Source organism: Streptomyces sp. NPDC038280 (assembly GCF_055600045.1).
Genome location: NZ_JBVJYZ010000020.1, coordinates 1 through 19,821 on the forward strand (window position 1 = coordinate 1; position 19,821 = coordinate 19,821).

At 71.2% G+C, this 19,821-nt stretch carries 19 protein-coding genes; 10 read left to right on the forward strand and 9 right to left on the reverse strand.

Going from position 1 to position 19,821, the window contains the following annotated elements; all coding sequences use genetic code 11:
- Nucleotides 1–80: cold-shock protein (locus ACZ7J0_RS29205; RefSeq protein ID WP_470892500.1), on the forward strand; the 80-nt coding region annotated here is incomplete at its 5' end.
- A 78-nt stretch (nt 81–158) separates the two neighbouring features.
- On the opposite strand, the gene ACZ7J0_RS29210 is transcribed toward ACZ7J0_RS29205, so the two are convergent.
- Nucleotides 159–590, reverse strand: a complete 432-nt coding sequence (locus ACZ7J0_RS29210; protein WP_470892312.1) for a DUF2000 family protein — start codon at nt 588–590, stop codon at nt 159–161.
- Nucleotides 591–639: 49 nt separating this feature from the next.
- On the opposite strand from ACZ7J0_RS29210, the gene ACZ7J0_RS29215 reads away from it, so the two are divergent.
- Nucleotides 640–1,431 (forward strand): AraC family transcriptional regulator, encoded by a 792-nt coding sequence (locus ACZ7J0_RS29215; RefSeq protein ID WP_470892314.1) that lies wholly within the window; start codon nt 640–642, stop codon nt 1,429–1,431.
- Between the two features lie 42 nt (nt 1,432–1,473).
- On the opposite strand, the gene ACZ7J0_RS29220 is transcribed toward ACZ7J0_RS29215, so the two are convergent.
- Entirely contained in the window at nt 1,474–3,489 is a 2,016-nt protein-coding gene (locus tag ACZ7J0_RS29220) for a prolyl oligopeptidase family serine peptidase (RefSeq protein WP_470892316.1), read from the reverse strand.
- Nucleotides 3,490–3,620: 131 nt separating this feature from the next.
- Here ACZ7J0_RS29220 and ACZ7J0_RS29225 point away from each other — a divergent pair, with 131 nt between their 5' ends.
- Nucleotides 3,621–3,794: a CsbD family protein gene (locus tag ACZ7J0_RS29225; RefSeq protein WP_470892317.1), complete on the forward strand. Its 174-nt coding sequence runs from the start codon at nt 3,621–3,623 to the stop codon at nt 3,792–3,794.
- 194 nt (nt 3,795–3,988) lie between these two features.
- Here ACZ7J0_RS29225 and ACZ7J0_RS29230 read toward each other — a convergent pair whose 3' ends face one another.
- Both ACZ7J0_RS29230 and ACZ7J0_RS29235 read right to left on the reverse strand, forming a co-directional pair.
- Nucleotides 3,989–4,411, reverse strand: a complete 423-nt coding sequence (locus tag ACZ7J0_RS29230) for an acyl-CoA thioesterase (RefSeq protein ID WP_470892319.1) — start codon at nt 4,409–4,411, stop codon at nt 3,989–3,991.
- A 156-nt stretch (nt 4,412–4,567) separates the two neighbouring features.
- Nucleotides 4,568–5,005, reverse strand: a complete 438-nt coding sequence (locus ACZ7J0_RS29235; protein ID WP_470892321.1) for a nuclear transport factor 2 family protein — start codon at nt 5,003–5,005, stop codon at nt 4,568–4,570.
- A gap of 49 nt (nt 5,006–5,054) precedes the next feature.
- Between ACZ7J0_RS29235 and ACZ7J0_RS29240 the strand changes: the two genes are divergently transcribed.
- From ACZ7J0_RS29240 to ACZ7J0_RS29260, 5 genes are all read left to right on the forward strand, one after another.
- Nucleotides 5,055–5,690, forward strand: coding sequence for a TetR/AcrR family transcriptional regulator (locus ACZ7J0_RS29240; protein WP_470892323.1), 636 nt, complete (start codon nt 5,055–5,057; stop codon nt 5,688–5,690).
- 149 nt (nt 5,691–5,839) lie between these two features.
- Nucleotides 5,840–7,249: a hypothetical protein gene (locus tag ACZ7J0_RS29245; protein ID WP_470892325.1), complete on the forward strand. Its 1,410-nt coding sequence runs from the start codon at nt 5,840–5,842 to the stop codon at nt 7,247–7,249.
- Between the two features lie 108 nt (nt 7,250–7,357).
- Nucleotides 7,358–8,620: an AAA family ATPase gene (locus ACZ7J0_RS29250; RefSeq protein ID WP_470892327.1), complete on the forward strand. Its 1,263-nt coding sequence runs from the start codon at nt 7,358–7,360 to the stop codon at nt 8,618–8,620.
- Nucleotides 8,617–9,945, forward strand: coding sequence for a vWA domain-containing protein (locus ACZ7J0_RS29255; protein WP_470892329.1), 1,329 nt, complete (start codon nt 8,617–8,619; stop codon nt 9,943–9,945). Before ACZ7J0_RS29250 ends, ACZ7J0_RS29255 begins: the two co-directional genes overlap by 4 nt.
- A 238-nt stretch (nt 9,946–10,183) precedes the next feature.
- Nucleotides 10,184–10,420, forward strand: coding sequence for a hypothetical protein (locus ACZ7J0_RS29260; RefSeq protein ID WP_470892331.1), 237 nt, complete (start codon nt 10,184–10,186; stop codon nt 10,418–10,420).
- A 163-nt stretch (nt 10,421–10,583) separates the two neighbouring features.
- Here ACZ7J0_RS29260 and ACZ7J0_RS29265 read toward each other — a convergent pair whose 3' ends face one another.
- Together ACZ7J0_RS29265 and ACZ7J0_RS29270 are read right to left on the reverse strand one after the other, a co-directional pair.
- Nucleotides 10,584–11,807: a glycoside hydrolase family 64 protein gene (locus tag ACZ7J0_RS29265; RefSeq protein ID WP_470892333.1), complete on the reverse strand. Its 1,224-nt coding sequence runs from the start codon at nt 11,805–11,807 to the stop codon at nt 10,584–10,586.
- 229 nt (nt 11,808–12,036) lie between these two features.
- Entirely contained in the window at nt 12,037–12,453 is a 417-nt protein-coding gene (locus ACZ7J0_RS29270; protein WP_470892335.1) for a VOC family protein, read from the reverse strand.
- Nucleotides 12,454–13,074: 621 nt separating this feature from the next.
- Here ACZ7J0_RS29270 and ACZ7J0_RS29275 point away from each other — a divergent pair.
- Nucleotides 13,075–14,646, forward strand: a complete 1,572-nt coding sequence (locus ACZ7J0_RS29275) for an SMI1/KNR4 family protein (protein ID WP_470892337.1) — start codon at nt 13,075–13,077, stop codon at nt 14,644–14,646.
- 249 nt (nt 14,647–14,895) lie between these two features.
- A complete protein-coding gene (locus ACZ7J0_RS29280) occupies nt 14,896–16,341 on the forward strand; it encodes an MFS transporter (protein WP_470892339.1) in 1,446 nt (481 codons plus the stop codon).
- A 51-nt stretch (nt 16,342–16,392) separates the two neighbouring features.
- Here ACZ7J0_RS29280 and ACZ7J0_RS29285 read toward each other — a convergent pair whose 3' ends face one another.
- The 3 genes from ACZ7J0_RS29285 to ACZ7J0_RS29295 form a co-directional block, all read right to left on the reverse strand.
- Nucleotides 16,393–16,668, reverse strand: a complete 276-nt coding sequence (locus tag ACZ7J0_RS29285; RefSeq protein ID WP_470892341.1) for a hypothetical protein — start codon at nt 16,666–16,668, stop codon at nt 16,393–16,395.
- Nucleotides 16,649–17,218: an RNA polymerase sigma factor gene (locus ACZ7J0_RS29290; RefSeq protein ID WP_470892342.1), complete on the reverse strand. Its 570-nt coding sequence runs from the start codon at nt 17,216–17,218 to the stop codon at nt 16,649–16,651. The genes ACZ7J0_RS29285 and ACZ7J0_RS29290 overlap by 20 nt, the downstream gene beginning before the upstream one ends.
- Before the next feature lie 252 nt (nt 17,219–17,470).
- Nucleotides 17,471–19,819 (reverse strand): protein kinase domain-containing protein, encoded by a 2,349-nt coding sequence (locus tag ACZ7J0_RS29295; protein ID WP_470892344.1) that lies wholly within the window; start codon nt 19,817–19,819, stop codon nt 17,471–17,473.
- Between the last annotated feature and the right edge of the window lie 2 nt (nt 19,820–19,821).

Sequence of the window (19,821 nt, forward strand, 5' to 3'; positions counted from 1 at the left end):
TCCAGGAAGGCCAGGCGGTGACCTTCGACATCACCCAGGGCCAGAAGGGCCCGCAGGCGGAGAACATCACCCCCGCCTGACCCGAAGCCGGACCGGCGCCGGGCCCCCGGAACACAACTCCGGAGGCCCGGCGCAGGTGCACCCCCGTCCCACGTGACTCAGGGGTGCATCCGGGCGCCCTTGAGGACCTTGTCCACCGCGTTGCGCGGTCCGTACACGGCGAGCCCCACCACATCCAGCTGCTCCTTCGGCACAGCCCGCACCGCCGCGCGGTTGTCCCGGTCGTTGCCCGTGGCGAAGAGGTCGGACGTGAACACCGACCGGGGGAGCGCGCGCGACAGGGCCTGGCCGTGCGCGCGCGTCAGTGTCTCCTTCGTACCCTCGAAGACCAGGACAGGCTGGCGGAACATCGGCAGGTAAGGGGTGTCGTCGGCATCGGCGTACGGTGCGCCGATCACCTCGGGAAGCGCCGAGCCGAAGCCGCTGACCAGGAACGCGGTCACATTCAGCCGCTGCCAGGGCTCCAGGTCCTCGCGCAGCAGAACAGCGATCTTCGTGTCGAACCGTACGGGGGTGCTGTCGGATGTCATGATCCGAGACTGCCGTCCGTCCCGCCGGACCGTCTTGTACGTTCTTTGCATGGTGGCCCGCCAGGAGATCTCCGCGTGGCGTCCGCGCGTCGCGGGCGTCGTCGAGGTCTTCCACGCCCACTTCACCGAGCACGCCTATCCCATGCACGTCCACGACGCGTGGACCCTGCTGATCGTCGACGACGGCGCGGTCCGGTACGAACTGAACCGCCACGAGCACGGCACCCCGCGGGACACGGTGTCCCTCCTCCCGCCGCAGGTGCCGCACAACGGCTCGCCCGCCACCCCGCAGGGCTTCCGCAAGCGGGTGCTCTACCTGGACCTGACCCAGCTGGACGAGAGCTTCATCGGCCCAGCGGTGGACAGTCCCGACCTGGTCGATCCCGTCCTGCGCCGACGCGTCGGACAGCTGCACACGGCCCTCGCGGACCGGGGAGACGAACTGGAGGCGGAGAGCCGTCTCGCCCTGATCGGCGAACGGCTGCGCACCCATCTGCGCCCCCGACTCGTCCCCCGCCCTCCGCGCCCCGATCGCGGTGTGGCCCGCGACCTGCGAGAACTCCTCGACGACCGGCTGCTGCAAGGCGTGTCCCTCAACGAGGCCGCGACGCTGTTGCACGCCCACCCCGCCCACCTGGTACGGGCGTTCAGCGCCGCCTTCGGTATCGCCCCGCACCAGTACCTGATGGCCCGCCGGGTGGACCGCGCCCGCCGGCTGCTGCTCGACGGCCGTCGGCCGGGCGACGTGGCGGCGGCGACCGGCTTCTACGACCAGTCCCATCTGAGCCGGCACTTCACCCGCGTCGTCGGCATCGCCCCCGGGCGCTTCGCCCGTCGGTGACAGGCGGGTCTCCCGGGGGGCGCCCGGCACTCTGGGTCTTCGTCACGACGGCGGTGTGCCGAGGTGTCTCCACAGGAACGTGTACGCCAGCGCGTGGTTGAAGGCGGCCTGTTCGTTGTCGGAGGCGCCGCCGTGACCACCGCCGGTGTTCTCGTGGAAGAGCACCTGGTGACCGAGTTCGCGCAGGCGTGCCGCCGCCTTGCGGGCGTGACCCGGGTGGACGCGGTCGTCACGGGTGGAGGTCATCAGGAGCACGGGCGGATACACCGGGTCGGCCGACAGATGGTGATAGGGAGAGATGGCCCGCAGGTGGGAGAGGTCGGTGTCGCTGTCGGGGTCTCCGTACTCGCCGATCCAGGACGCCCCGGCGAGGAGCTTGTGGAAACGGAGCATGTCCAGGAGCGGGACCTTGGCGACGACGGCGGCGAACAGCTCCGGGCAGCGGGCGAGCATCGCGCCCATCAGAAGACCGCCGTTGCTGCCGCCGGTGATCCCGAGCCGCGCGGGCGTGGTGATGTTCCGGGCGACGAGGTCGGCCGCGACGGCGGCGAAGTCCTCGAACGCGCGGGTGCGGTCCGCGCCGAGGGCGGCCTGGTGCCAGCGCGGCCCGTACTCGCCACCGCCGCGGATGTTCGCGACGACGTACGTACCCCCGCGCGCGAGCCACGCCCTGCCGGTCACCGGACCGTAGAAGGGTGTCAGGGAGACCCTGAAGCCTCCATAGCCGTACAGCAGCGCCGGACCGGGACCGCCCGCGCGATCGGGGCCGACGACGAAGTACGGCACCCGCGTGCCGTCCGGTGAGACGGCGAAGAACCGCCGCACCGACAGGCCGGCGGCATCGAAGTACGCGGGAGCCTGCTTGACGATCTCGCTGTCGGCCCCGATCTCCCCCCGGTGGAGCGTGGACGGCTGTAGATAACCGTCCACATCGAGGAAGTACTCGTCGGAGACGTCCGGATCGGTGTCGGTGACGGTCGCGGAGGACAGCGGCGGCACCTCCGCCAGTGCGCGCCGCGTCCAGCCGTCGCCCACCGGAGTGAGGACTTCGACGCGCGAGGAGACATCGACCAGGGTCGTCAGGATCAGATGGTGGCGGGTCCAGGAGTGCCCGACCAGCGCGGTGTGCTCGTCGGGTGTGAACAGCACCCGCGCGTCCCGGCCCCCGGCGAGGAACGCGTCGAAGTCGAAGGCGAGGAGCGAGCCGGCGGGATGGTCCAGCCAGGGCGACTTCGGCGTGACGATCAGCCACTGCCGCCAGGCGTACGCGCCGGCGTCGTCCGGCACCTCGATCTTCACCAGCGTGCCGTCGTCGGCCAGCAGAAACAGCTCGTCGTGCCAGAAGTCCAGGGAACGGGAGACGAAGTCCCGCTGGAAGCCGGGCGTCTCACTGCGCCAGCCGTCGGCCGACACATCCCCGTGATCGGCCTCGAAGACGAGCTCCGCGTCCTGAAGCGCCGTACCGCGCCGCCACCGGCGGACCGTCCGCGGATACCCGGACGCGGTGAGCGAGTCCGGCCCCGTGTCCGTGCCGACGAAGACATGGTCCTCGTCGATCCAGCTGATGCGGGTCTTCGCCTCGGCGACCTCGAACCCGCCCTCGACGAAGGCGCGTGTCCCGAGGTCGAACTCCCTGACCACCACCGCGTCCGAGCCGTCACGCGACAGGCTGACCAGGGCCCTTCGGTAGTCCGGATACCTCACGGTGGCGCCGGCCCATACCCACTTCTCTCCCTCCGCCTCCGCGAGGTCGTCGACATCGAGGAGGATCTCCCACTCCGGGGCGTCCTTGCGGTACTGCTCCAGCGTCGTACGCCGCCAGACCCCCTTCGGCCGGCCCGCCTCCCGCCAGTAGTTGTAGAGGAAGCGGCCGTAGCGGACGGTGTAGGGGATCCTGTCGACATCGTCGAGGACCTCGCGCACCTCCGTCCGCAAGCGCTCGAAACCGGGATCGGAGACCAGCTCCGCCCGGGTCTCCGCGTTCCGCTCGGCCACCCAGGCCAAGGCGGCCTCACCCTGAATGTCCTCGAGCCAGAGATATGCGTCGTCATCGGTCACGAACCGATTGTGCAGACTTCCCGCCGACGGTGTCCCGCCGACCGTCGAGTCCGCGTGTTTGGGCGTGACCGTAGCGGCAAGGCGGTCCTCGACACCCAGTGGTGCCGTTCCTGCCAGAAGGAGTGATCATTGTGTCCGCCGAGGAGAAGGCCCAGGCGAAGGCCGAGCAGGCCAAGGGCAAGGCCAAGGAGAGCATCGGCCGCGCCGTCGGCAACGAGCGCATGGAAGCCGAGGGACGCGGCGAGCAGGCCAAGGGCGACGCCCGCCAGGCCAAGGAAAAGATCAAGGACGTCTTCAAGGACTGACGTTCCCGCGACGCGGGGTGAGCCGCAAGGCACCCCTCCCAGCAGGCGAAGCGCTGAAGAGCAGGGAGCGGCGCCCCCGAAGAGGGGGCGGCCGCTCTCTGCGGTCCATGCGGTGGGCGACCGTCGCACGGATGACGCGCTCGGCAGCCCGCCGGTCATTCAGGGGTGAGGGAGCGACGCCGGGGGAGCCCGGGTCAGAGACCGAAGAGCTCCGGGGCGTGGGCCAGCTTGCGGAAGTACTCGCGCGGTTCCGCGACCATTCTGCGCTGCTTCAGGTCCAGCAGGCCGCCGACACCGGTCACCTCGGCGGCCACGGTGCCATCGACCTTGCGGATCGTCTGTTCGATGCGGAAGGTCTTGCCCTCACCCCAGATGAAGGCACACGTCACCTCCACCTCGTCACCCGCGCGCAGTTCACGCAGATAGCGCACCGTCACTTCCAGAGCGACCGGCCCGAGCCCCCTCTCCAGCAGGTCCGCCTGCCGGATGCCGGCCTCTTGCAACAGCGACCAGCGGGCGTGCTCGGCGTACTGGAGATAAACGGCCTGGTTGAGGTGGCCCTGGGTATCGGTCTCGTATCCGCGCACGACGACGGGTACGGAAAACGGCTCTGCCACTGCGTTCCTCTCGACGGGCACATGCTGAGCGCTTGCTCATCGGGGGGTAACTGTCCCGCGGCGCACGACATTCCACGGCGACGGGTTCGTACGCCTGTCGGAGGTACAGGCAGGGCAGGTCCGACGCGGACGAGTCGGGCGAGGGCGGCCGGGCGGTCACCGGTCCGGGCGCGGATCCTGGCCGGTCGGCCCCTCCGGGGGATGGTCGCCGTGACGGTGGACGATCCGCCACCGTCCGTTCTCGCGACGGTAGACGTGGGTGGCTCGCAGCGTGTACGTCGTCTGCCTGCCGTTGACGGAGACGACGTTGTGCTCAAATCCGACCGTGTAGGCGAGATCGCCGCTGGCACCGGCCGCGATCACCTCGAACTCGTAGTCACGTGAGTCGGAGAACTGCGCGGCGACCTGCTCGAACGCCTCGCTCACCTCGCCCCAGCCGGTCCGCAGCGGTATCCACGCGCCGAAGAGGCTGACCGGGTCGGTGTGCGACCACAGCGTGAACCTTGGCTCGGCGTTGCCCTGGTGCATGGCCCGTTCCGCGGCGATCTGCTGCGGCAACACCTCACGGAGAAATTCGTCGACCTCGGACGCCATGACGGCCTCCATTGCAGTACGACTATTTGATACAGCTAGCATGTATCCAATGAGTGAGACGGTCAAGAGGAGCTATGACTCGACCCGCCGCCGGGACCAGGCCCGGCAGACGCGCCGGCGGATCATGGCGGCAGCGCACGACCTGTTCATCGACAAGGGCTACGGCCGGGCGACCATGGCCGACGTCGCCCGCGCCGCCGGAGTGGCCGTCGAGACCGTCTACGCGGCATTCAAGAACAAGCCCACGCTGCTGCACCGCGTCTGGGACGTGACGGTGGGCGGCGACGACGAGGACATTCCGTTCCTCGACCGTCCCGAGCTGAGGGCCGTACTGGCGGAGCCCGATCTCCGCGCCCGTCTCGTCGGATTGGCGGTCGTCAACACCGTGACCATGCGACGTACCGCGAGACTGCACCTCGCCGTGCGCGGCGCCGCGACCAGCGACCGGGCCGCAGCCGCGATGCTGGCCGAGATCGACCGCCAACGGCTCGAGAGCATGGCCGTCCATGCCGAGGCGGCCGCCGCCACGGGACAGCTCTCGGTGTCCGAGGAGGAGTGCCGTGACGTCCTCTGGTCCACCACCGACGGTTCGCTGTGGCATCAACTCGTCGAGCAACGGGCCTGGACCGACGAGCGCTACGCGGCCTGGCTCGGCCGCCTCTGGGTCTCGCTGCTCGTCGGCTGACGCCAGACAGTGCGCAGACCGTTCCGTTTCGGATGACCGCAGAGCGCCGTAAAAATCTGGTGGACCGCTGTACGAGGCGATACGATCATCGCGATGTTGACTCACTCCATTGACAGAATGGGGGTCCCGTCCGCGCAAGGTGAGTGCTGATGCTCACTCAACCCGCGCATGGGGACTCCCGCCTTTCCCTCTGGCTGCGCGTGCGCGAGTTCGCCGTGCCGCCATCCATGATCGAGACTGCGACCGCCCGCCGTCTTACCGGCGACTGGGCGGGGGCGTGCGCCGCCGCAGGCATCGATGTCGATCTCAACCTGCGTTCCCTGGCCCGTATCCATGGCCGGGAACTCGCGGCCCAAGTCCGGGCCGATCTCCGTCATTTGGCTCCTGACCTGCTGCGCTGGCACATGCCCAGGGTCGCTCCCGACGGGCGGTTGCGCCCGGGCCTGACGATCACCCTGGCTCGGTACGACGCTGCGGGCCCTGACGGCGAGCGCCCGGTCCACCTCGTGGCCCGGACACCGCCGGCGTGGGCGGACGCCGGTCAGCGGATCAGTCTCGCCCTGTGGGACGGACCCCACGGCGAGGCCGACGCCCGCCGTCATCCACATCCGCGTCCCAACCGGCGGTTCCGCCTCGATCTGCATCGTCACCTGTGGGACGCGCGCAGAGCCGATGAGCTGCGGATCCGGTCCGGGGCCGATGTGCCGCCCTCCGATGGCGTGTCCGCGAGGGATCCGGATCCCAGGGGGACCGTGCCGCAGGGGCGCCGCTGCGCCGTCGACCGGTGGGCGGCCGAGGCGGAGATTCTGCTCCGGGCCGAGGGACGGCCCACAGGCCCCGTCGCCGTACGACTCGGGAACCGACATCCGCTGCTCCTGGACCTGGTCGCGGACGGGGACGGCGCCGGGCCGCCCGCGTTCCGGATCGCGGCGGCGTCCGCGGATGGCGCCGCTGCCCCGCTGCCGGTCCTTCCCGACGCGGCGACCTGGGCGCTGCCGGACCTGGAACTCATCCGCGCCGGGGCGATCGAGGCCGATCGGCTGCACCCGCTGGTCGCCCCGGCACTCGTACCGGAGTACTCGCCGACCGTCCCCTCCCCGCCTCCGGACCTGGCAGGACAGCCGCGCCTCGTGGACTGCCGGGGAGCGCGGCACCGCATCGGCCTGGTCGACGGCGTACTGGCCCCGCTGGACCACGACCCCGCCGAGATCCGGCGGGAGGAGCTGCTGGTCGCACTGACCGGCACCCCGCTTCCCTGTCTGCGGGCAATCGACGAGGCGCACCGCCGTCCCGAGTGTCTCACCGGCGTCCGAGAACGCCTGGACCACGGCGACATCGCCGGCGCGCTGGCCGTCGTCGAAGGCCTGTTGGGCCCCGACGCGCTGCTGCGCAACGGCGCTCTACGGGACGAACTCGAGGCGGCCGCGCGGCGGCGGATCCTCCACGGACTGTTCCGAGCGGGCCTGGCGGAACCCGGCCCCGGCTGCGTCGGGCCGCCCCCTCGCCAACCCCATGACCACCGCTCCCGCCGAAGTTCCCGCCGCGCGACTCCTCGCTGACCCGGGACCTCCGTCCCTCGCACCCGCCGCCCCAAGCGGCCTCGCACTTCTCACGGGACCTCCGTCCCGGAACCACTCGGCTCACCACACACCCAAAGGTGATGAAACTTGCCCAAGCACAGCCCGTTCGCTGCCACCGCCACGCTCTCCGATCCAGCCCACGCCTCCCAGCTCGACGTCGCCGGCGACTTGCTGGCCCTGCTGCGCGCCACCACCACCGAACCCCGCCCGGACACACAACTCGAGGCCCTGACCCTGGCCGTGGCCGCCGACCTGCCCGTGCTCCTGTGGGGTGAGCCGGGGATCGGCAAGACCGCGGCCCTGACCCAGCTCGCCGAGGCCCTGGACCTTCCGCTGACGACAGTGATCGCCAGCGTGCACGAACCGTCCGACTTCTCGGGCCTGCCCATCGTCGGAGACGACCCCGCGGAACAAGGAGTCCCGATGGCCCCGCCGGACTGGGCCGTACGACTGGTACGGGCCGGCCGAGGGCTGCTGTTCCTGGACGAGCTGTCCACGGCACCGCCCGCCGTGCAGGCCGCCCTGCTGCGCCTCGTGCTCGAGCGGCGGATCGGTGCCCTTCGACTGCCCCCAGAGGTCCGGATCGTCGCCGCCGCCAATCCGCGGTCCTCGGCAGCCGACGGCTGGGAGCTGAGCCCGCCCTTGGCCAACCGGTTCGTGCATCTTCAGTGGACACACGACCACGAGGTCGTGGTGCGCGGCCTCGGTGGCACGTGGCCCCGGGCGACACTCCCGCGGCTCGCTCCGGAGCGGCTGCCGGACGCCGTGGACCTCGCCCGCCGCGCGGTGTGCGGGCTCCTCACCGCACGCCCGGCACTCGTGCACCGACTGCCCAGCAGCGAGACGCGCCGAGGTGGCCCCTGGCCCTCCCCTCGCAGTTGGGAGATGACGCTGCGTCTGATCGCGTTCGCGACCGCGGCCGGGTCCTCCCGGGACGTACTGTCCCTGCTGATCAGGGGCACGGTGGGGGACGGGCCGGGGCTGGAGCTGCTGGCCGTGATGGACCGGATGGACCTCCCGGACCCCGAGGTGCTGCTCGCCGACCCGGCGGCTGCCGTCCTGCCCGAGCGAGGGGATCGGCGCCAAGCCACGCTGGAGGGCGTGGTGGAGGCGGTCCGCAACCGCCCGGAGAAGTCCCGGTGGGACGCGGCGTGGTCGCTCCTCGTGCGGGCCGTGGAGACCGGAGCTCCTGACCTGGTGGTCGTCCCCGCGACCACGCTCGCTTCGCTGCGCCGCGAGGACTGGGATGTTCCCCCGACGATCGAGCAGCTCGCGGGAGCCGTGTCGCTCTCCCGGCGGGCAGATGACGCGGCGGCCCGCGTCGCGGTAGCCGCGAGGTCAGGCCGATGACCGCGGACGCGCAGGGCGCCCCGGCTGCAGTGACGCCGGAACTCCCGGACGCACCGGCAACACCGGGACCGCCGGAACCACCGGGAAGCCTGGACGCCGAGAAGCTCTTCGCCGCCCGGCTGCACGCCGCCCGTGTCCGCCCGTACTTGGCGACCGCGCTGTTCGCCCTGCACCCCGTGGAGTCGCGGCGGGTGCCGACGATGGCCGTCGACCGGCACTGGCGGTGCTACGTCTCGCCGGCGTTCGTGGACCGTACGCCGGTGGAGGAACTGGCCGGCGTCTGGGTGCACGAGGTGTCGCACCTGCTGCGCGACCACCACCAGCGCGGCGACCGGGTCGCCCGGGAGCGCGGGCTGACGGGCCCCGGGGACCGGCTGCGAATGAACATCGCCGCCGACTTCGAGATCAACGACGACGCGTTCGGCGACGGACTCGCCCGGCCCGAAGGCGCCGTCATGCCCCAGCTCCTTCAGCTGAACGAGGGGCAGCTCATGGAGGACTACCTGCGACAGTTCCGGCTCGGGCCGCGTACGCAGAGCCTGGCCTGGCTGGACTGCGGCAGTGGCGCCGACGGGCTCGAACGGGAGTGGGACCTGGGACCGGACGGCGCGCACGGCCTCAGCGAGCAGGAGCGGGACGCGGTGCGGTTCCGCGTGGCGCAGGGCATCACCGGCCGCCCGGGAAACGCCCCGAAGGGGTGGCAGCGCTGGGCGGAGGAGGCCTTCCACCCACCGCAGCCCTGGCGGGAGTTGCTGGGAGCGGCCGTCCGCTCGGCGGCCTCCGGCTCCGGAGCGGGTGAGGACTACACGTACGGGCGCCCGTCGCGGCGCTCCGCCGGAGTGCCCGGAGCCGTTCTGCCGAGCCTGAGGCGCAGGCCTCCCCGGATCTCCGTCGTCATCGACACCTCCGGGTCGGTCAGCGACGCCGAACTGGGCAGCGCGCTCCACGAGGTCGCGGCGATCTCCCGTGCCGTGGGCGGGCGTCGGGACCTGATCACCGTTCTGCCGTGCGACGCGTCGGCCCGGATCGTGCACCCGCTCTGCCGAGCCGAGGGGATTCCGCTGATCGGCGGTGGGGGTACGGATCTGCGTACGGGCTTCGCCAAGGCGCTCCGGGCGCCGGCCCGGCCGGATGTCATCGTGGTCCTGACCGATGGACAGACGCCCTGGCCGGCCACGCGACCGCCGTGCCGGACGGTGGTGGGTCTGTTCCCCCGGCAGCACGAGACCGGATCGTGGGACGAGGACGATCCCGGCTACGTGCCGGACTCGCCGCCGGAATGGGCGCGCGCCGTGGTCATCGGATCGCCGAGCGGCGGCGGGTGAGCCGGCTCGGGGCCACGCTCCCGCCCGCCACCGGACGGCCGGCGGGGAAGCGTGTCGCGGCGACGGCCTTCGGCGCGGATCCGCTGGTCGGGCGTATCGCCACGGCGCAGTCCCGGGTCGCGCGGTGGCACTGCTCGTGAGCTCCTCCGACCGGGTCCCCTTTCCGCGCGCCTGCGTGCGGCGCGGCGGTGGCTGGTCAACAGTCGTGACGAGTGATCCACAACTCCAAGGAGAAACCATGTTTCGGCGCGTCTCACTGACTCTGGCCGGCCTGATGACCATCGGCTTCATCGCGGCGACCCCCGCTGCCGCGTTCCCCTTCGGTGCCGAAGGCGGGCAGGAGACCCAGTACGGGGTCGAAGGCGGCGGCTGGGAGACCCACGAGTCCGAGGGCAGCAAGACGTACGTCTACTACGTGAGGACTGACGAGACCGAGGTGGCCCGATACCACTCCGTCTCCTTCCACACCTCCTGACCTCACACTGGTACGGCGCGCCTGGGCACCAGGCGCGCCAAGCGACCGGATTCCTGCCTTTCGGACGCGGAAACCGCCTGCCCCATGCCCGTGAACGACTGGGCGTGGGGCAGGCGTATGCGGCCGGAAACGCCGAGCGTGCCGAGGCCCGGGATTCGTCGGCCTAGTCGAACGGATCGAGCGTGACGTAGGCCTGCTGCGGGTTGCCGTCGTGGACGAGCGACTCATGAGCGCCGACGTCGTCGAAGGCGAAGCCGTACGCCTTGCCGTCCGACATCTGGGCGTGGATCTTGCGGGAGTAGTGGTTGGTCACCGTGTCCTGGTAGAAGCCGGCCGAAGTGGTGTCCGGCTGGTTGGGGTTGGTGAGCAGGGTGGAGCGGTTGTAGCCCGCGCATAGGGTGCGCGAAATGGGGCCGCGTACCTGGTCGTTGGGCGCGTCGAGCAGCTTGTAGCAGCCGAACACGCTGTCCGAGTCGGGCTTCTGGAAGGACGTGACGAGCGCGCCCGAGGTGTTGGTGAAGTTCATGGTGTTGCCGGAGACGCGACCGTAGTACTTCACGGACGGCTGGTTGGCGAACGGCGTCACGGTGAGCGTCGAGGTGGCGTACTTGGCCCAGACGCGGTCGATGTAGTTGTTCATGGCGTTCGACGGCAGGGCACCGGCCTCGATGCCATGACCAGGTGCGAGCGCGCGCAGCACGGTGCCGTCGGATCGGGTCTGGATGAGGTTCGCCCAGCCGCCCGGCTGGCCCCGCAGTGCGTTGAAGAAGCCGTTGTAGCCGCCGGGCTTGAGGCGGCCGGTGGTGGCGACACTCCCGTCGGGGCGCTTGAGTCCGACGGCGTACGGCGCCGAAACCATGTCGACCTGGGTGCTGTTGATCCAGAGACCCGAGTCGTTGAGCGTGTACTCGGACCAGTTGAAGAGGATGCTTCTGTTCGGGTCGCTCGGATTCTGGACAGCCGGCTGCACCAAGCCGCCCGTCACGAGCTTGAAGACCAGCTTCTGGCCGTAGCTGAAGTAGATGCGGCCCGAGAACTTCGGCAGACGGATCGTCATGGACTGGCCCTTGGCAGGTCCGGATATCGCCGCGTCGGGCGCCGGGACGGGCACGGACCCGCCGGCCGGCCAGGGATGGAAGGTTCCGCTCGCGTCCGCCCAGCCCTGGCGACCGGTGGAGAGCTCGGTGCCGAGGTTGTAGACGTAGATCTGCTCACCGCGGTTGGAGTTGTTCTTGAAGGTGAGCGGGATGGTGGCCGGAACGGCGGTGGCTCCGGCCGTGTTCGCCCGGACGGTGGGGGAGGGGCCGGCGAGCGTGAGGCCGGCGCCGACGAGGGCGGCGGTGACGGGGATGAGCACGTTGAGCTTGCGACGGTGGAGGGAGGGCATGAGGGGGCTCCTGGGGGATGTGGGGTGTCCTGAGAGCGCTCTCAGCATGCTGATGGGTGATGCGCCTGTCAATGGACGTGACGCACCCGGCCGAGCGGAGGCTGATGTATGCGACCGCGAACTCGCCGCGCGTTGCGAGGCGTTGAGGGGGCGGCGCCGGCGGGGTCGAGAACGTGCCCACCACGCCGGGCACCGTCACGGGTCGGCCGTGCGGCGACCCGGTAGTCGCTCAGCCTTGCTGCTCGCTGATATTGACGAGCCATGTGATCCCGAAGCGGTCCGTGCACATGCCGAAGACGTCGCCCCACATCTGCTTCTCCAGGGGAACCGAGACGGTGCCGTCGCCGGAAAGCTTGTTCCAGTAGCCGCGCAGTTCCTCGGCGTCGTCCCCGCTCAGGCTCACCGAGATATTGGTCCCCGGGTTGTACGGCATTCCCGGCGGGGTGTCGGCGGCCATGAGCGTGAAGCCGCTGTCGGTCTCGAGCATGCTGTGCATGATCTTGTCGGCAGCGTCGCCCGCCTCCGCCTGCCCGAATTCCCCGAAGGTGTTCAATGCCAGCGTTCCGCCGAACACCTCCTTGTAGAACTCCATGGCTTGCCGGGCGTCACCGTCGAAACCGATGTACGGGTTGAGGCGAGAGGGCATGGAATTGTTCCTTTCACGGGGGGCTTGTTTCCGACAGGTTAGGTGGCGTACCGCCGCTGACAGGGGAGGCTCCCCGGCGGCCCAGGACGTCAGCCTGCTACCGCCTGATGCTCCATGGCCGTCGCTCAATTGCGTCCAGCCGGAAGAGCGGGCACGCGGGCGCGGCGCACGGCGCCGGCGCATACGGGCGGGGGCGTGCGGACGGTGGGGCGGTGCCGGCAGTCTTGCCCGGTACTGAGCGACGGACATGACGAGGACCGGCCGGCGCCCGGTGAAGGGCTGGTGCCCCCGCCCGCATTCTGGGCCGCCTATCTGATGCGGACGTGCCGGACGGACGACGCGGACCGCCGGCTTTCCTGCGGGGAACGACTCGCCCGCGCATTGGAGACCTGGCCCGCTTGACGTCGGCGGGCGAGGTCACAAGAGGCCATGCGGTGCGGACGCGGTCCGCACCGGGATGCCCGTGGAACCTGCCTTGCGGGATCGCGTCCTGCCGGTCGCCGCTTACGCGCGGACGAACTGACACTGCGACAGCGCGCTCCGGGTGGCTGCGGGCCCCCGGCCGCGATGTCAGTGGTCGCTGCCATGATGCCCGCAGTATCGACAACGCGGGAGCAGAGCATGGTGGAGCAGGCCGTCCAACCCATAGTCGAGGCGATCGTCGCGAATGCCCCCAGCGGCTGGACGCACGCGGTGATGCACAGCCGAGCGGGGCGAGGCGGCACGTCGGCGACCGGCGGCTACGCACCGACCCGGAACCGCTGGAACACGGGCGTTCCCAATCCCTACGCGGAGCTCATGGCGCTGGCAGAGGTGCTGCGCGAGGAGCGTGGCTGGGAGCCGGTCAGCCTCGAGTTCCGGTGCCGGCCGTCGGGCGAGTACGAGTTCGTGGCCTTCAACGACGCCGTCACCTGGGTGACCGGGGCGGGCAGCGGCTTCCAGGTGGTCCTCGACCCCGACTACCGGTTGCCCCAGCCCGGTCTGGACCAGGAGCCCGGGACCGCCGCGCCGGTGGGCGACCCCGCGCTTGCGGTGGCCCGCTTCCGCGCCTATCTCGAGCGGCGCGCCGCGATCCTCGGGCACCCCGACGAACTGCCCCTGCCCGCCACGGCCGCGGCGATCGACGAAGCCGAGCGCCGTCTCGGGCGCCGGCTGCCCGCCGACCTGCGGGCGCTGTACATGATCGCCGACGGTGACGGCACCGGCTACGAGCACCGCTATCTCTTCCAGGGCAACGCGTGGCTGTCTCTGGAGAGCCTGGTCGCCGAGCACACCGATTGGACGGGGGGCGAACGGCCCTGGTACGGCTGGGACCTGGAATGGGACGCCGTCGTCTTCGACGCCACTCCCACCAACACCGTCCGCCGTTGCGGAAGCCACCCCGGCTGGTTGCGCTTCGCCACGAGTGAGGACGGCAACTATCTCGCCGTCGACACGGACCCCGCTGCCAATGGACGCCCGGGCCAGATCATCCGCACCGGCCGCGACTACGACGACGGCCCCGCCTACGTCGACGACTCGATCACCTCACGCCTCGGCCACTACCTGGACCTGCTGGACCAGGGCGCGTTCGAGAAGCGCGGCGACCACATCTCCCTGCGCGGACCCCGCGTCGATTCCGCCCCTCGGCAGATCATCGGCGAGATCCCCGACGATGTCCCGCCCTCCCTCCAGGCCATCCACATCAACGACGCCACCGCGGTCGTCGACCTCGCACCGCTCACCGCCGCCCCCCATCTCCGCCGACTGCACCTCAACCGCTCCACCGCCGCCGATCTGATACCGGTGCGGGATCTGCCGGTCGAATCGCTGCGTGTCACCCTCGACGACGGCGATCTGAGCCCCCTCGCCGGCCACGCCCGCCTGGCGTCCCTCGACCTCATCACCTCCACGCCGGTCGACCTCACGCCGCTGCGTACCGCGCCCCGGCTGCGCGGCCTCGATCTCTCCCGAGCCGAGATCGCCGACCCGACCGTCCTGGCCGACCTGGCGGAACTCCGCTACCTCTCCCTCACCGGACGCCAGTGGAGCACCCTGCTGAACGACGGCAAAGTGCCCTCCACCCTCATGGCCGCCCACCTGGCCGACGCGGACGCCACACTCGACGATGCCCTGGCCTGGGCGTCCCGCCTCGGCCTCACCACCGAGAACGCCCTCCGCGTCACCGGGACGCTCAAGTCAGTGGGCGGGTGAAACGGGGGCCTCCCGGCGGCCCTGTCGATGACGGTGAACGGGTGATCGTCGGGGTCCGTGCATCGGCTGGGCGGGCCCGGTACGGGTGAGGGCGACTTCGGGGACGCAGGTGCCGATGGGCGCACTGTTTTCGTCGCGCGATTTGCCGTATCGGCAACTGCTGTTGGCCGGTGGCGAGGAGGGCGTCCATCGTGGGCGACGACCCCACGCCGCGGCCTTCAGCGGGCCGCCCGTACCCAGGAGCGCGCCATGTCCGCACTGCCCACGGAGAGAACCGGGCCCGCGGCCCCACCCACGAGCCGTACCCCGTCGGCCCGATGGGCGCTCGCCGGCCTGTCCGGGTCGATGCTGCTGTCCTCGCTCGGCACCAGCATCGCCAACGTCGCTCTGCCCACCCTGGCGCAGACCTTCCACGCCTCTTTCCAGGAGGTGCAGTGGATCGTCCTGGCCTACCTCCTCGCCATCACCACACTCATCGTCGGCGTGGGGCGCCTGGGCGACCTCACCGGCCGCCGTCGTCTGCTGCTGGCCGGCATCACGCTGTTCACCGCGGCCTCCGTCCTCTGCGGCCTGGCGCCCACCCTGTGGCTACTGGTCGCCGCCCGCGCGGCCCAAGGACTGGGTGCGGCCGTCATGATGGCCCTGACCATGGCCTTCGTCAGCGACGCCGTCCCCAAGGACCGGACCGGCAGCGCCATGGGCCTGCTCGGGACGATGTCCGCGATCGGAACCGCCCTGGGCCCGACCCTCGGCGGAGTCCTGATCTCCGGCTTCGGCTGGCGGGCGATCTTCCTCGTCAGCGTGCCCCTGGGCGCGGCCACCCTGATACTCGCCCACCGGCATCTGCCCGCCGATCGGCCCGGCCCCACCAGTGGCGACACCCGCTTCGACCGCCTCGGCACCCTCCTGCTCGCCCTCACGCTCGGCGCCTACGCCCTGGCCATGACCCTCGGCCACGGCTCCTTCGGCCCCCTCAACACCGCACTGCTCCTCGCCACCGCCGTCGGTGCCGGCCTGTTCGTCCTCACCGAATCCAGAACCGCCGCACCCCTGATCCGCCCCGCCACCTTGCGCAGCCCCGCCATCAGCACCGGTCTCGTCACCAGCATCCTCGTCTCCACCGTCATGATGACCACCTTGGTCGTCGGGCCCTTCTACCTCTCCCGCGCGCTGGGCCTGCACGCCGCGCTGGTCGGCCTGGTCATGTCCACCGGCCCGTTGGTCGCCGCCCTGACCGGCGTACCCGCGGGCCGCGTCGTCGACCGGCTCGGCGCCCAGCGCATGACCCTCCTGGGACTGGCTGCCCTCGTCGTCGGCTGCACCGCCCTCGCGGCCCTTCCCGCAGCCCTTGGCGCCGCCGGCTACATCGCCCCTCTCGTCGTCGTCACCGCCGGCTACGCCCTGTTCCAGACCGCCAACAACACGGCCGTCATGTCCGACCTCCAGCCCACCCAGCGCGGCGTCGTTTCCGGCATGCTCAACCTCTCCCGCAACCTCGGTCTGATCACCGGCACTTCCGTCATGGGAGCCGTCTTCGCAATGGCCGCGGGAACCGGCGACCTCACCAGCGCCCACCCTGCCGATGTCGCCGCCGGGATGCGCCTCACCTTCACCGCGGCGGCGGCCCTGATCGCCGCCGCCCTGGGAATCGCCGTCACCGGCCGCGCCTTCACTCGCCGCACCCAGCCGGCTTGAGGACCCGGCCGCTCATCCCCGGAAACCCGAGGAGGCGTCCTCGCGGGGGCTTCATTTCCCCGCGGCGGTCACCTTGCACCGGCCGTTCTCACAGGACCGCTGCAGGCGGCCCCTCGAGATGGTCTGCAGCAGGCCGATCGTCCAGCACATCGGACAGCCGCGCAGCGCCAGTACGCCGACCGGCAGGAGGACCAGGCTGATCGCGCCGACCGCCGGGATCAGCGCGAACGAGCCGATCAGGCCGCCGAAGCCGATCACGCCCCGGATGAGGTGCCGGGGCAGGGAGGTGCTCGCGAAATCGGGGCCCTCAGCCTTCGTCGCTGTCATCGTTGCCTCCAGGAGCAGAGTCGGGTGTGGGACGCAGGGCGAGCTGAACCGCCGCCCGGGCGCGGTGCAGACGTGATTTCATCGCGGCGGTACTGAGGCCCAGCGCGTCGGCGACCATCCGTCCGCTGTAGCCCTGGACGTCCCGCATGATCAGCACACGGCGCTGGTCGGCGGGGAGAGCCGAGATCGCCGCCACCACCTTGCCGGTCTCAAGGCGTTGCAGTACCTCCTCCTCGGCCGAGCGCACGGCGGAGTCCGGCACGGGGACGTGCTCCCGCATCGTCCGCGCGCGCCGCAGGCACTCATTGCGGACGATGCGGAACATCCACGAGGCCAGAGCGCCGGACGCCCGTAGCATCCCGATCTTGCGGTACAGGATGATCAACGCCTCCTGCGCCGCGTCCTCGGCATCCTCGGGCGTGGCGCAGAGTGAGCGGGCGAATCTCCGCACGTTCGGGTGCGAGCCCGACACCAGCGCGGTGATCGAATCGGCGTCACCGCGCTGCGCCGCGAGGACCAGCTGCTCACCGGGCCAGGTCGGGTCAGCCACGTGCCCGACCTCGTTTGCGCACGACGACGAAGCCGCAAGCGCAGAGCAGTACGACTCCGACGGCGACAGCGATACCAACGACCATCACAACCTCCAGACGTGTACCGGCGTTTTGTCGGTACGCGTATAAGAGGCGCGGACCCGCCCAAAGGATTCAGCCCGTGCCCCGAAAAGGTGTCCGAGGTCGAAGAAACGCGACGGTCCGGCCGCTGGTCGAAGGGAGAGGCCGCCCAAAGCCCGTCACCGGCGTCCTCACCGTCCGGTCGCGCTGAGCGCCACCAGACCCTTCACCGACATGCCGTAGACCCGGCCGCCGCCCGCCCAGAGCGCCGGCTGGGGGGTGAACGACAGCGTGGGGTTGAGCTCGTACCACCAACGGGCCTTCCCGTCCCGTGCGTCGAGGGCCCACAGGCGGCCGCCCATGGAGAGGTAGACGGTGTCGTCCGCGCTCTGGATCACGGGCGGGGGGCCCGACGAGTCCGGGAGGGATCCCGCCCAGCGCACGGTGCCGGTGCGGGCGTCGAGCGCGTAGACGACGTTGTCGAGTCCGATCCGGCCCGCGGCATAGACCGTCTTCCCGTCCGGACTCGCCACCACGGCCTTGAAGGGGACCTTGGGGGAGCGCCAGACGACCTGCCCGTTCGCCGGGTCGATGGCGTAGAGGAGGTCCGCCACATGGAGGAACCAGCCGCCGGCCGAGGAATGCGGGCCGTCGCGCCAGGGGCCGTAACTGCCCTTCAGGTACTGGTCGAGATAGCTTCCTCCAGCGCCGGGGGCCGGCTGCTCCCAGGCGGCCTTCCCCTTGCCCCGGACGTCGATGCCCGCGATCATCGGGGCGCTGCCGTCGCTGTTGTCGCTCGCGTAGAACAGGCGCGTACCGGACGACGGTATGAACAGCTTCCCGCGGCTGTACTGGGTGTCCGGGTCCGTGATGAACGATCCCCAGGCGAACTTGCGTCCGGCGGTGTCCACGGCCCAGATGAACGTGCCGCCCCTGGACGGCTGCGGGGGTTTGGTGATGTCGAACGTCGTCGTCCCACCGGTGATGTACACGTGGCCGTCGAGCATGCCGGGAACGGTCGCGTCCGACGTGATCCGCTGCGGCAGGGCAGCGGTCCAGGCGACGGCGCCGGTGTCCAGGCGGACGGCCCGCAGGCTGTGGTACATGGTCCCGCTGTGGACCAGGGTGTACGCCATGCCGCCGGCGACGGCGGCATGGAGACCCCCGATGGCCGCGCCCCCTCGGTCGGGGACATTGGCCAGCGGCCCCCATCTGCGGCGGCCCGAGGGGTCGAAGGCCCAGATGTTCTTGGCGCTGAACGCGACGACGGTGTCCCCGTCGGCCGCGAGCTGCACGACGGGTTCGGCCACGGGCACCGTCCACAGCGCGGTGGCGGAGGTGGTGGTGCCGAGCGGGCGCGCCGGGTCGGTCAGAGCGGGGGCGGGCCGTTTCCCGGTGGACGGTGTCGTCACGGAGGTGTCGCGCCCCAGCCACAGCCCGAGCGCCGTGCCGCCGCCCGCCAGCGCCACCGCGCCACCCGCCATCCCGAGCAACAGCCCGCGGCGGCCGAACGTCCGGGCCGGCGGGGGCGGCTGCGGCGAGTACGACGGCGGGGGAGGCAGCAGGAGGGTGCCGCTCGCGGGCGGCAGCGCGGCCGTGGTCGCGGTCGGGGAACTGCCGGGCGGGGCGGAGTCCGGTGGGGGAGGTGCCGGGGTCACGGAGGGCGCCATCACCGCCGCGGCCTCCTCGATCGCGGCGATCAGCGCGGGCGGCAGCCACGCCCCCGCCGACCACGGGGCCGCTCCCCGCGCGACGGACTCGACGACCTGACGAGGAGTGGGGCGGTCGTCGGGATTCTTCGCCAGACACGCGGCGACCAGGAGCCGCAGGCCGTCCGGCACCGCCGAGAGATCGGGCTCCTCGCCCACCACCCGCTTGAGGACGTCCGCCGGCCGCCCGCCGTCGAACGGCCCCTCTCCGCGCGCGGCGAAAGCGAGCGTCGAGCCCAGCGAGAACATGTCGCTCGCCGGGCCGACCGGCCGGTCCGTGGCCTGCTCCGGCGACATGTACGAGGGGGTGCCGAGGATCGTGCCCGTGGCGGTCAGGGCCGTGCCGTCGACAGCACGGGCGATGCCGAAGTCGATGACGTGGGGCCCGTCCAGGGCGAGCAGGACGTTGCTCGGCTTGAGGTCCCGGTGGGTGAGACCCGCGTCGTGGATCGCCTCCAGTGACTCGGCGATGCCGGCCGCCAGAGCACGCATCGCCGTCTCCGGCAGCGGTCCGCCGAGGGCCACCGCCCGGGCGAGCGGGACTCCCGGCACGAATGCCGTCGCCATCCACGGCACCGGTCCGTCGGGATCGGCGTCGACGACCGGGGCGGTGAAGGCCCCGGACACCGCGCGGGCCGCCGTCACTTCCGCCCGGAACCGTGCGCGGAACACGGCGTCGCCGGCCAGTTCCGGACGTACGAGCTTCACCGCCACCGTGCGTCCACCGGCCGAACGACCCAGGTACACGGCCCCCATGCCACCGGCGCCCAGGCGGCCGAGCAGGAGGTACGGGCCGATCCGAGGCGGATCCGAGGGATCCAACGGCTCCATGC

Coding starts and splice junctions, on each gene's coding strand:
- ACZ7J0_RS29270 (WP_470892335.1), bottom strand. CDS start 12,453: ATGCCCTCTCGCCTCAACCCGTACATCGGTTTCGACGGTGACGCCCGG.
- ACZ7J0_RS29240 (WP_470892323.1), top strand. CDS start 5,055: ATGAGTGAGACGGTCAAGAGGAGCTATGACTCGACCCGCCGCCGGGAC.
- ACZ7J0_RS29245 (WP_470892325.1), top strand. CDS start 5,840: ATGCTCACTCAACCCGCGCATGGGGACTCCCGCCTTTCCCTCTGGCTG.
- ACZ7J0_RS29280 (WP_470892339.1), top strand. CDS start 14,896: ATGTCCGCACTGCCCACGGAGAGAACCGGGCCCGCGGCCCCACCCACG.
- ACZ7J0_RS29265 (WP_470892333.1), bottom strand. CDS start 11,807: ATGCCCTCCCTCCACCGTCGCAAGCTCAACGTGCTCATCCCCGTCACC.
- ACZ7J0_RS29210 (WP_470892312.1), bottom strand. CDS start 590: ATGACATCCGACAGCACCCCCGTACGGTTCGACACGAAGATCGCTGTT.
- ACZ7J0_RS29235 (WP_470892321.1), bottom strand. CDS start 5,005: ATGGCGTCCGAGGTCGACGAATTTCTCCGTGAGGTGTTGCCGCAGCAG.
- ACZ7J0_RS29255 (WP_470892329.1), top strand. CDS start 8,617: ATGACCGCGGACGCGCAGGGCGCCCCGGCTGCAGTGACGCCGGAACTC.
- ACZ7J0_RS29285 (WP_470892341.1), bottom strand. CDS start 16,668: ATGACAGCGACGAAGGCTGAGGGCCCCGATTTCGCGAGCACCTCCCTG.
- ACZ7J0_RS29295 (WP_470892344.1), bottom strand. CDS start 19,819: ATGGAGCCGTTGGATCCCTCGGATCCGCCTCGGATCGGCCCGTACCTC.
- ACZ7J0_RS29260 (WP_470892331.1), top strand. CDS start 10,184: ATGTTTCGGCGCGTCTCACTGACTCTGGCCGGCCTGATGACCATCGGC.
- ACZ7J0_RS29275 (WP_470892337.1), top strand. CDS start 13,075: ATGGTGGAGCAGGCCGTCCAACCCATAGTCGAGGCGATCGTCGCGAAT.
- ACZ7J0_RS29215 (WP_470892314.1), top strand. CDS start 640: ATGGTGGCCCGCCAGGAGATCTCCGCGTGGCGTCCGCGCGTCGCGGGC.